At 33.5% G+C, this 11,283-nt stretch carries 10 protein-coding genes; 3 read left to right on the top strand and 7 right to left on the bottom strand.

Annotated features, from left to right (window positions below; all coding sequences use genetic code 11):
- Window positions 1–142: 142 nt before the first annotated feature.
- Genes pth2 through thrS form a run of 4 tightly spaced genes read right to left on the bottom strand, consistent with a single transcriptional unit; the run spans window position 143 to window position 5,244 of the window.
- Entirely contained in the window at window positions 143–484 is a 342-nt protein-coding gene (pth2, locus tag KO464_07385; protein MCC7573198.1) for a peptidyl-tRNA hydrolase Pth2, read from the bottom strand.
- Between the two features lie 33 nt (window positions 485–517).
- Window positions 518–1,804 (bottom strand): adenylosuccinate synthase, encoded by a 1,287-nt coding sequence (locus tag KO464_07380; protein MCC7573197.1) that lies wholly within the window; start codon window positions 1,802–1,804, stop codon window positions 518–520.
- On the bottom strand, window positions 1,795–3,390 hold the full coding sequence (locus KO464_07375; protein MCC7573196.1) for an FAD-binding protein: 1,596 nt from the start codon (window positions 3,388–3,390) through the stop codon (window positions 1,795–1,797). Before KO464_07375 ends, KO464_07380 begins: the two co-directional genes overlap by 10 nt.
- Window positions 3,391–3,399: 9 nt before the next feature.
- A complete protein-coding gene (gene thrS, locus KO464_07370; protein ID MCC7573195.1) occupies window positions 3,400–5,244 on the bottom strand; it encodes a threonine--tRNA ligase in 1,845 nt (614 codons plus the stop codon).
- Between the two features lie 124 nt (window positions 5,245–5,368).
- On the opposite strand from thrS, the gene KO464_07365 reads away from it, so the two are divergent.
- Window positions 5,369–5,914: a UbiX family flavin prenyltransferase gene (locus KO464_07365; protein ID MCC7573194.1), complete on the top strand. Its 546-nt coding sequence runs from the start codon at window positions 5,369–5,371 to the stop codon at window positions 5,912–5,914.
- 8 nt (window positions 5,915–5,922) lie between these two features.
- Here the strand turns inward: KO464_07365 and KO464_07360 are convergent, their stop codons facing one another.
- The gene (locus KO464_07360) at window positions 5,923–7,278 is read right to left on the bottom strand and encodes an FAD-dependent oxidoreductase (GenBank protein ID MCC7573193.1); all 1,356 of its coding nucleotides are present in this window, start codon (window positions 7,276–7,278) and stop codon (window positions 5,923–5,925) included.
- A gap of 187 nt (window positions 7,279–7,465) precedes the next feature.
- Between KO464_07360 and KO464_07355 the strand changes: the two genes are divergently transcribed.
- Both KO464_07355 and gcvH read left to right on the top strand, forming a co-directional pair.
- Window positions 7,466–7,645, top strand: coding sequence for a hypothetical protein (locus KO464_07355; GenBank protein ID MCC7573192.1), 180 nt, complete (start codon window positions 7,466–7,468; stop codon window positions 7,643–7,645).
- A 161-nt stretch (window positions 7,646–7,806) separates the two neighbouring features.
- Window positions 7,807–8,211, top strand: a complete 405-nt coding sequence (gcvH, locus tag KO464_07350) for a glycine cleavage system protein GcvH (protein MCC7573191.1) — start codon at window positions 7,807–7,809, stop codon at window positions 8,209–8,211.
- A 4-nt stretch (window positions 8,212–8,215) separates the two neighbouring features.
- Here gcvH and KO464_07345 read toward each other — a convergent pair whose 3' ends face one another.
- Together KO464_07345 and KO464_07340 are read right to left on the bottom strand one after the other, a co-directional pair.
- Window positions 8,216–9,478 (bottom strand): glycosyltransferase, encoded by a 1,263-nt coding sequence (locus tag KO464_07345; GenBank protein ID MCC7573190.1) that lies wholly within the window; start codon window positions 9,476–9,478, stop codon window positions 8,216–8,218.
- Window positions 9,479–9,499: 21 nt separating this feature from the next.
- On the bottom strand, window positions 9,500–11,020 hold the full coding sequence (locus KO464_07340; protein ID MCC7573189.1) for a response regulator: 1,521 nt from the start codon (window positions 11,018–11,020) through the stop codon (window positions 9,500–9,502).
- Window positions 11,021–11,283 lie beyond the last annotated feature (263 nt).

Genomic DNA, 11,283 nt, shown 5'->3' with positions numbered 1-11,283 from the left:
GTCGCCAACATAGGTGATACAAACATAGAAATTGCCAATATCAATGTTAAGAATACAATAAATATTTTTTTCATTTTATTACCTCCAATACTACTTAAGATACTTTTTAAAAATTATTTATATAAGCTTTTGTATTATTTAATTAAAGAAGTTTTAAATTGCCCACTATATTATCTATTTCATCTTCAGGAGCGGGCCCTATACCTAGTACAGTAATAGTTCCTGGAGGAATCTCTGTTAATCCTGCATCTTTAATAAGTTCTGTTGTCAGTCCAACACTTTTAGCTTCATTAAAAACTTTAAGGAGGGAGTCTAAATCCTCAATCTTAAGGACAACTTTTTTTTGCCCTTCTGAAAACCACTCAGAAAAATACTTACTTTTGTTTTTCTCCGATTTAATTGCACAACTTACTGCAGCATGGGCTACTTGAGCCGAAAGCTTTCCTTTAGATAGCTTTAAATCTTCTCTAACAACAATGGCCATTTTATATTTGAATTTATTAAAAATCCCAAACAATTATACGCCTCTAAAAGGGTCATTTATCACTAAAGTTTCATCTCTTTTTGGCCCATATGAGATCATGTAAATTGGTGTTTTAGTTTGCTCTTCTATATACTGAGTATAAGCCTGTATTTCTTTTGGTAAGGAGTTGGCATCTTTTATCTTATTCCAATCAAATTCTTCCCATCCTTCAAATTCAGTATAAAGGGGCTTGCACTGGGACAATATTCTCATATTTGAAGGGAAATCATAAAGTATTTTTCCCTTATAATCATAACCATAACATATTTTGAGCTTCTTCATTCCTGCCAATACATCTATCTTTGTTATTGCTAGTCCAGAGAAATTATTTAGTAGGCATGAATATTTCACTAAAACTAAATCTAGCCATCCACATCTTCTTGGCCTTCCTGTTGTCGTCCCAAATTCTCTTCCTTTTTCCCTTAAAAATTCGCCTTCCTTATTTAATAACTCAGTAGGGAAAGGCCCTTCTCCAACTCTTGAAGTATATGCTTTTGTTATGCCTACAATCTTATCGATCTTATTAGGAGATACGCCACTTCCAGTACATATCCCTCCAGAATTTGTATTTGAAGAAGTAGTAAATGGGTAGATTCCATGATCTATATCTAAATGAGTTCCTTGTGCACCTTCCATTAAGATGTTTTTACCTTCATCGTAAGCTTTATTTAAAAAAATTGAAGTGTCTTTTACATATTCTTTCAAATATTCCCTATACAAAACATATTCATCATATATCGAATCAATATCTAGATTGGCATCTTCACCAAATGCATCAAATATTTTTTGTTTTATTGGAACAATTAAATTTAGTTTATCTTTAAAAACTTCGAGATCTAAAAGATCAGAAAATCTAATACCAAAACGAGATATTTTATCGGAATAGCATGGGCCTATTCCTTTTCTCGTTGTTCCGGCTGCGTGGGCACCTTTCATTTTCTCTTCAATTCCATCAAGAATTCTGTGGTAAGGCATTATTATATTGGCCCTATCACTTATTGAAATATCTGGATTGAATCCATCTTTTTTTAGTTTTTCGATCTCTTCAATCAATACTTTTGGATCAACTACAACGCCATTCCCTAGGACAAGAGATTTCCTGTGTACTGCCCCTGAGGGCATTAGGTGAAACTTATAGGTCTTATCCCCAACTACTATTGTATGTCCTGCATTGTTCCCGCCTTGAAATCTAACAACGATATCAGAATTCTCGGCGAAAATATCGGTAACTTTCCCTTTTCCTTCGTCTCCCCATTGACTCCCTATTATTCCTAATAACAATTATCTCTCTCCTCGTATTCTATTTCGAATCCTTTTTTTATTATGATTGCCTTTTTCCAATTCTTATCTTCTTTTGGATAATCACTTCTATAATGTGCCCCTCTTGACTCTGTCCTTTCGAGAGCCGATAAGGCTACGGTCTGAGCAATAAAAAGGATATTTCTTAATTTAAAGTATTCTAAGTAATTTTGTGTGAAATTTATTTTTTCAAATTTATTTTTTAATTCAGAAAACTGTTTGATTGCGGCCTTTATTCCTTTTTCATCTCTAATAATTCCAAGGTATACCCACATAATTTCTCTTATCTCTTTAATCAAGTCCTTTTCGGAAGAATTTTCAGAAAGTTTAGGTAAAGAATCGATAAAACACTTTATGTCGACATGATCAAAGCTATTTGATAATGCAAAATCTGCAGCACTCTTTCCTGCAATCTTTCCAAATACTAATGTTTCAGCTAGAGCGTTACCTGCAAGTCTGTTGGCACCATGTACACCACCTGCAGTTTCCCCACAAGCAAATAATCCCTTGACATTTGTTTCACACTTATGATTTATCTTTATGCCCCCCATGAAGAAGTGGCATGAAGGCTTAACTAAAAGATTTTCCTTAGTTAGATCTATTCCTTTTGATAAGAAAAAGTCTAATTCTTTTGAATATTTTGTTTTAAGAATATTTTCGGGTACTTCTTTGTAGGAGATATAAACTCCCCCATCAACACCCCTGCCTTCAAGTGCCTCAGTAAATATGGCTCTTGACATTACATCCCTAGTTGTTTTTTCCAAAAGATTTGGATCATATTTACCAATAAATCTTTCACCCTTACTATTTAGGAGTGTGGCCCCATCGGTAAAAATAAAGGGCAATACTAAATAAGATTTTAGGGCAACTGTGGGAAAAAATTGTACATATTCCATGTCAATCAAAGATGTCCCAACATCAAAACTTAGGTAATACCCATCCCCTTCAACATCGGAGGTATTTGTGGAGTTACCGTAGACAGTTCCCGCCCCTCCTGTAGAAATAATAATAGACTTAAAAGAGATTTCAGAGAAATTCTTTCCATCATAAGATATCCCAGATACAACTCTACCATTCTTCTCAAAGAGTTTGATCAAGTGATTTTTTTCAAGGAATTTTATTCCGTTATTCTTTGCGTATTCCATTAATTTTAAAGGAATTATTCTTCCGCATCCGGGACCCGGTGGCTCCACCCTCACAGTTCTTGCAACTGAATTTCCCCCAGACAGATTAAGGGCCAAGTTTCCATTTTCTCGTTTGAATTGAACACCGTAATCTTCAAGAGAAAGAATGGCATTTTTTGCATTTTCAGAAAGAAGTCTGGCAAGTTTTGGATCAGCTACATTAGCCGATCCCTTCACTATATCTCCATAGTACAGATCAGAAGAATCATTTTCTGAAATAGGTGCATTTAAAATTCCTTCAGAGATTGAGCTACAGCCGCCCTTTCCAACGTATCCTTTTGTTAGTATTATTACATCTTTAACGTATTTTTTTGCTTCTATGGCGGCTCTTAAACCTGCAAGTCCACCGCCAACAACTAGTACATCACATTTTATTTTTTCCATTCTATACACCTACCTAAAACTAGCCCTTAAAGAAAGATTTCTTGGTAGAGGTAAAGGTCTTGTTGGTTTTCCTTCAATAAGCTCTAAGATAGTGCCCTTAAATTCTTGAACGGTTAGATTCTTTTGAGAAGAGTCTTCTCTAGATCTGATATTTAAATTGGAGTTATTGATTTCATCTTCTCCAATAACAATAATGTACGGAACCCAATCTTTTTCAGCTTCTCTTATCTTTTTACCAAGCCTCAAATCTCTGTCGTCTATATCAACCCTTATACCTGATTTCTCTAGTTCTTCCACGACTTTCAAAGAGTATTGAAGCTGCTCTTCTCCTACGGGAAGAACTCTCACTTGGGTTGGCGATAACCATAATGGAAGCATTGGTTTTTTACCTTTTTTAGATTCAATATATGCTGTTTCAAGAAGTGCATATAGATTTCTTTCAATTGCACCAGAAATTGAAGCGTGTAGCATTAGAGGATATTTTTCTTTTCCATCTTCGTCAAAATACTTGATTTCAAATCTCTCAGTGTTTTCTATATCTATTTGAACTGTTGAAAGGGCTGAAGCTTTATTTAATGAATCAATAAAATTAAACTCAAATTTCATGACAAAGTAGAACGGTCTTTCGTCCCACATTTCAACTAAAACTGGTCTTTTAATTAATGACATTAAGGTATCGACAAAATCCCTGTTTTCATCATAAAATGATTTGACAAATCTTATGGCAACTTGATAATTAAGTTCTAGTTCATCCATCCATCTCATGGACAGTTTGAATTGCTCTATGAATTCCTTCTTTGCATCGTCCATTGAAGGGGCAAGTGTATGCATATCTGGCATTGTAAATGCCCTTAATCTTCTTAGCCCTACTAACTCTCCTCTTTGCTCCCTCCTAAAGCTATATCTTGTTAATTCATAAAGTCTTAGGGGAAGATCTTTGTAAGATATAATCATGTCATGTTTCATAAGATATTGGCCAAAACATGCTGCAAATCTTAGGAAGTAATCGTCATTTCCAGATTTAACGATATATTGTCTTGCTGGAAATCTATTTAGATACTTTGAAAGCATTGGATGAGTAATACTATACATAATTGGTGTTTCTACTTCCATTCCACCATATTCTAAGATGCTATCTGTAACTTGTGTTTCAAGTAATCTCTTGATGAGAACACCCTTTGGGTACCACCTTAAATTTCCAGGATCTGATCCTTTTTCATAGTCGACAAGTTCTAAATTTTTCATGTATTCTACATGTGGAGGAACCATATCGACTTTTCTGGAATGAGTTACCTCATATTCGGCCAATTTTTTAAGACCTTCATAATTCTTAAAATCAAATTTATCTTGAGGTATAAGATTTAAAGAAGGATCTAGTATGTACCAATTGGATTTGATTCTTTCTTCTGCCTTCAATGCTTCAGAAACTATTTCCCCCTTACCTTGTGGCTTTATGCTTCTAGAAAGTTCAGATAATGGGTGTCCCTTGCAGGATACCTTAAAGGCTTTATAATATCCAAAAGGCGCTCTTTTTACTTCAAAGTTTGATTTTAATTTTGTTTCGAGATCTTTTAATATTTTGACTGCCACGTCTGGAGAGGCCAGTTCATTACTCAAATGAGCGTATGGGTAAAGGAAAATTTTTTGTGATTTAACAGATTTTGAGACTTTTTTTATCTCATTTATTGTATTTTCAATTACTGAGTCGTCGTCTCCTTCTTCAACAGCTGCAAAAACAGAAAGACAATCCTCCATCCTGCCCTGTTCCAAAGAATCTTCAATCTCTTCAGCTATTTTTGTCTTTGAAGTTATTTCATACTCTAAATAGTCGCTATGTATTAGAAGAATCCTCATAGATTCACCATTAAAAAGATTATATTATAGAAGCAATCTTAAAGAGTAACTTATATAACTTTCGGAATATTTCCAGTTATTTTAGAAAGGTAAATCTTTAATAGTTACGATTACCATATTGTGTATGGAAGGAATTCTTGCGATAACTGGTGCCAGTGGGGTTATTTACGGCATCAGATTACTAGAAAATTTAAAAGGAAAGGTAAATTTAGTAGTTAGTGAAGGCGCAAAAAAAATAATTGAAGAAGAAACTGAATATAAAGTAGAAAATTTACACAAATACGTATACAAAGTCTACAAAAATATTGAGATAGATGCTCCAATTGCTTCTGGAAGCCATCCCTTTAATTTCATGGTTATTTGTCCCGCTTCAATTTCAACAATTTCTAAGATTGCGGCGGGGATACAAGACAATCTAATCACGAGAGCTGCTGCAGTTGCCTTAAAAGAAAAAAGGAAATTGGTAATTGTTCCACGAGAAACCCCATTGACCTCAATTAATCTAAGAAGTATGGCAGTTTTATCTGAAGAGGGCGCTGTTATACTTCCTGCTATGCCTGCATTTTATCACAAGCCAAAAAATATGGACGAAATGATTAACTTTGTTGTTGGAAGAATCTTGGACCAAATAGAAGTAGAAAATAATTTATTCAAAAGATGGGGAACTTAAACAAAATATTATTTTATTCTTTTTAGTACAAGTTCCGCACAAATTTGAACTGGATCTATGGTTGGAGATATAAGGGGGCTATAAGAGTTTTCAATTTTTGCTAATTCTTTAATCTTAATTCCTTTTTGAACTGCAAATCCCACTGCAAGTGTTCTGGCAAATATACCCTCTTCTCCAATAGCTTGGAATCCTAATATATCTCCGTCTTTAGAAGCCAAAATTTTGATAATAACATCTTTGTGCCCAGGATAGTATTCTGCCCGGGATTTACCTTTGAATTTAGCCTTGACATATTCTATCCCCATTTTAGATAAATTATCTTCTGTTAATCCAAATGCACCTATTTTTAAATCAAAAAAATCCATTATTGTGATATTTAGTATAGGGGCTAGTTCTTGATTTCCTCCAACTGAATTAATCCCTGCAATTTTTCCACCCCTTACTGCATTTGTTCCTAGGCTCGAAGAAAAAGATTCACCAGTGAAATGATATTTAACACTAGCACAATCACCACACGCATAGATATTCTCAATCGATGTCTCAAGCTTTGAATTAGTTTTAATTCCCTTCTGTATTTCAATTCCACAATCTCTAGCTAAAGAAGAGTTTGTACGAGTTCCAGAGGCCATTATAATAATATCTGCTTCAATTAACTCATTATCTGCTGTTAATCCCTTAACTTTGTCTTCACCAGCTATATCTATACTAGCTTTGTCACTTATCAAGTTAATTCCTTTGGAGTTTATATAATCTACAATTAATTCACTCATATCACTATCGATTTGTTGTCTTAATGGCATGGCCTCTTTAGAAACAATTGTTACATCAAGCCCCCTCTTCTTTAGAGCATAAGACATCTCCAGGGAGATTCTGCCAGAAATGCACCCCTTACAGCCTGCTTTGCATCCCCATCCATATGCGTATATAATTGCTTTTTTTGAACTATCAATTTTGCTAGATAATTCTTTTACATCAGCCAAAGTTCTTATGAAATAGACTCCATTAGGATATTTGTAACCCATCTTATAATTGCACGGCATTGCTCCAGTTGCAAGAATTAGAGAATCGTATTCTATCTCAGAACCATCACCTAATACAACTTTTTTAGATTTGGCATCAATTTTTTTAATTTCATTCTTTAAAAGAAGTTTAATATTTTGTTTTTCATAAAATTCATTTGGGAATATTACGAGCTTATCAAAGTTATCAATATCCCCTGAGACTGCATATGGAAGACCACATAAGGAATATTGGGGAAAATCTTGTTTTTCAATTAGTGTAATTTCGACATTTCTATCAAATTTTCTTGCTTCGAGGGCTGCTTCTGAACCTGATGCGCCCCCTCCAACAATAACAAGTTTCATTTAATCTCCTAATAATTATAAAATATGACAACTTATTAAATTTTCTTTCAATTAAAAAATAAATAATTAATGTAATTTATCCAGCCTATTTACAAGATCCGCCTCGAGGAGACTAGTTATTGCACTGTCAACAGTTATCTCCTCTGTAACTAGTGCCCCGATATTGTTCCTGAGAAGATCATTGTATATGCCCTCCCCATCCCGTAACAATTACCAAATTACAGTCTTTGATGTTGTTTATCATGCTAGAATGGTCGCAACTCCCGCACTGTCCATTACTTTTTCCAATATTTTGTCGATATTCTTCCTCAACTACCTTGTTATCCCTTATTTCAATGCTCTAAATCCTAAAGTTCTCCCGAAGTGATGGGAAATATTTACCTTGTCATCTGTTGCAATGGCTACCTTCGTATAAACACCTTTTTATGAATAATTATTCATAGGATTTATAAATCATTGCCACTAATAAGATAATATCGTTATCGATAAAGATTTAAGCAAAATAAAAAAGAGAAATTTGGTGTTAAAATGGAGATAGGGACATATTCTTTTAAGGATGATTTATTTTACTCAAAAACACATGAGTGGATTAAAATTGAAGGAGATATATGTATCGTTGGAATAGACGACTACTCACAAAGAGAAATAGGGGAAATAGCATTTATCGAACTTCCTGCAATCGGTACCAATGTGAAGCAATTCGAATTATTGTGCCAAATAGAATCTGTAAAAACTGTTTTAGACCTTTTTTCCCCAATCTCAGGTAACATAATAGAAACTAATAAAGAAGTTGAGACTTCTCCAGATACCCTGAATACTAAACCTTATGATTCCTGGATATGCAAAATAAAGACTACAGATCTAGAAGAAAAAATCAATTTAATGGATATAAACGAATATGCAGAATATCTAAAAAGTGTAATAGATAAATAATCTATTACCTCCACACAGGATCTCTTCTTAAGATAACATCTAAATATCCTTTGAATCTAACCAATGCGTAGAATGGCCTATAAAAAACTATAATTATGGGAGATATTAAAAAATAGTAAAGATCTTTTCGCTCTTTTACGACTAACAAAGCGGCAAATAAAGAGATAATTTCAAAGATCATATAAGAGCAGAATAGCATTAAAAGAACTCTAAAGTAAAAAATAAGATATTCCATGTATACCTCAAAAGTAAATAAGATAGGCATGACAATTAATACTACTAAAAGATTAACAAATCTTAATGTCAATAGAATCATGTCCATCAATACCATATCCGGGGCTGCAATCAATCCTAGGAATCCATAATGTTTTCTAAAGAAGAGGTCCCTATGTTTCCATAACGTTTCAAGTTCTCCCCTTGACCATCTTACTCTCTGCCGATACCACGTATCTAATTTATCTGGGCATATAGTCCAGGCTATGGCAGATGGTGCAAATAGAACTTTAGCCCTTTTCAATACTTTGAACGTCAAATCAAAGTCTTCAGTTATAGTATCATAATCATAATCCCCTACTGTTTTAACGAATTTCATCCTGAAAGCACCAAATGCCCCCGGAACTATGAGTATTGTTCTAAAAAGAGACTGTATTCTTTTTCCTATTTCCATTGACATTGTGTATTCGTAAGCTTGACAATATGAAAGAATATTATTTCTGTTTTCAATTTTGATATTTCCTGCTACTGCCATTACATTTTTATCTGCAAATGGCCTAACAATTTCTACAAGTGAATTTATTTCTAATTTTGTATCGGCATCCACCACTATAATGAGCTCATTTTTTGCAATTAATAATCCATAATTTATTGCACCGCTTTTGGAGCCACTCTTAGTCTCCCTTTTGAATAGTTTTATCAGTCCTTTTCTTGCATAGGGGAGAGATCTAGGATAGGTCTTATCAGTTGACCCATCGTCAATTAAAATTATCTCTTTCTTGTCCTTTGGATAATTGGCCTCTATCAATGAGATTATACATTCCTCAATTTTCGATTCTTCGTTATGTGCAGGGACGATTATTGAAACAGAGGGCAAATGCTTTAGTTCGGGCAATGGATTTAAAATCTCCCTTAGTTTTCCCAATAGAATAAAGATTATTTTAATGATGGTCCTCGTACTATCAATTAATACTAAAAATAAAGATATTTGGATACCTGTGATAACTGAAAATCCAAAAAACTCAAAGTATTTTTCTATAAGTTCTAATATCATCTACTTCACGAGAGCCATAATTTATGAAATATTTAATGAATCTAAAGCAGTAATAATAGAATTTGAATCGTCAACTTCAATTGCATTTATTTTTAATTCATTAATTATTTTTTTATCTTTGCTATCTATATGCGGAACTGCAACAAAGATAGTTTTGGCATAATTTATGTCCTTGGATTTATTATAGAATGATTTTATTTCATCTGAAAAATTACCATGTGGATCAATACAAATATCAAAGAGTAAAAAGGGATTTTCATCCTTTAAATCTCTAAAAACTCCTATGTCAAATTTCTTCTCCATTCCCAAATAGTATAACACTATATTCCTTCTAATATCAAACTCTTTTTTTCTTAACTCTTGTTCTATCTCACTTAAAATACTAAGCCGTCTTATAACTTTCAATATTTTTGCCCTGTCTGGAACAATTTTCTCTTCTTCTTCCCAGATCGATTCATTGACTGAATAAAGGGTCTTACAGCTGTTACATTTTAAATTAACATTCGCCTCTCCGTAAAAATCACTGCAGTTTTCACAAAAAACCCAATTTCCAATTTTTCTGTAATCCACTCCAAGCCGTTTTAATTCTTGATTACATTTTGGGCATATAAGTCGACCTTCTTTCATGAATTTATTCGAAAAATTGATGGTAGAGCAACTGTAATGTTCAATTACTTCCCCCTTGATTAAATTTTCAGAAGTACATGACGGGCATTTTAATACAATTTTATAATCGTAGGATTGACAATTGGGACATTTAATAATAAGTGGGAGATTCTTTACCTTTTTAATAATCCCATAATTTGATAAGACATCAACCTTTTCTTTACTATATTTAATCTCCAAATCGTCTTCACTTTTTTCTACAACTGTGTGAACTTCTGAATCTTTTGGTGTGAATGCGAATAAAGAACTAAAGAATTCTGGCCCTCCTTCAGATTCATAAATATGCTCCAGCGATGTTAAATCCTGCCTTCTTTGGAGAACATTTTTTTCCTTGAGTATCTCAATTACTTTTCCTGTAAGCCCATCAAAACTGAATGGCTTTTCGATGTATGCATTAACAGCCGCCCTATTAATTGCATCTTTAACTACTTCCATATCAGAATAGCCAGTGATTAGAATCCTCAGAGTAGAAGGGTATTGGTCTTTTACCTTTGTAAGAAAATCTAATCCGGATATCCCTGGCAGAACATTGTCCGAAATTATTAAATCAAAATTTGTATTCTTTACTTTTTCTAAAGCTTCTTCAGCACTTTGGGCACAAGTGATTTTAAAATTGTAATGGGAAACAGATTCTAAAGTTACCTGAATCATTTCTAATATCTCAGGATTATCTTCAATGACTAAGATATCAAATCTATTGTTGTAATTTTTTCCATTTCCATTGGAGGGCAAACTTTGAACAATTCTTTTTTCAGGTTTAGTAGAATCCTTCATATCTATAGTTTCGTCTATGGTAGAAACAGAATTACCATTTTTTTGACCTACTAATTCTTGTTTTAGATATATCTTAGGTCTTTTTCTATAGATATTTCTCATTTTATTCCTTATAATTACCTTGAAAAATACTTTTTAAATCTTTTTATCTAGTTCGAATATTGTCTTATCCCAAAATCATTTCCCGTGAGGAAATGTTATTGGGGTATGGCAAAGCTCAACGACAAAAAGATTGCCTTCATCCAAAAAGTTACCCTTAGAAGGGTAAATCAAATTTACCTGCACTACAAAAAGACCGGCTCAAGGCCAATTCTAAGGCCACCCGGTCGTCCTGAAGAGCCGCTTGAAGAAAAAGAGATAAAGAG

Origin of the sequence: Methanofastidiosum sp. (assembly GCA_020854815.1) — an archaeon.
GTDB lineage: Archaea > Methanobacteriota_B > Thermococci > Methanofastidiosales > Methanofastidiosaceae > Methanofastidiosum.
This window is presented reverse-complemented; position numbering and strand designations above follow the sequence as displayed.